The sequence below is a fragment of the Paenibacillus cineris genome (assembly GCF_018333335.1).
GTDB classification, from domain to species: Bacteria; Bacillota; Bacilli; order Paenibacillales; family Paenibacillaceae; genus Paenibacillus_AQ; species Paenibacillus_AQ favisporus.
The window spans coordinates 1-260 of sequence record NZ_BORU01000038.1 but is presented as its reverse complement, the minus strand read 5'-3'; the positions used below and the strand labels follow the sequence as shown (position 1 = coordinate 260).

Sequence of the window (260 nt, the reverse complement as noted above, 5' to 3'; positions counted from 1 at the left end):
CGAGGGGGCCGCAGTGAAAAGGCCCAAGCGACTGTTTAGCAAAAACACAGGTCTGTGCGAAGCCGCAAGGCGAAGTATACGGGCTGACGCCTGCCCGGTGCTGGAAGGTTAAGGGGAGCGGTTAGGGGTTTACCCCGAAGCTGTGAACCGAAGCCCCAGTAAACGGCGGCCGTAACTATAACGGTCCTAAGGTAGCGAAATTCCTTGTCAGGTAAATTCTGACCCGCACGAATGGCGTAACGACTTGGGCGCTGTCTCAA

General features: G+C 56.5%; 1 rRNA gene. It reads left to right on the top strand.

Annotation, left to right across the window (positions count from 1 at the left end):
• Positions 1-260, top strand: a 23S ribosomal RNA gene (locus KI379_RS33840); the annotation flags it as partial.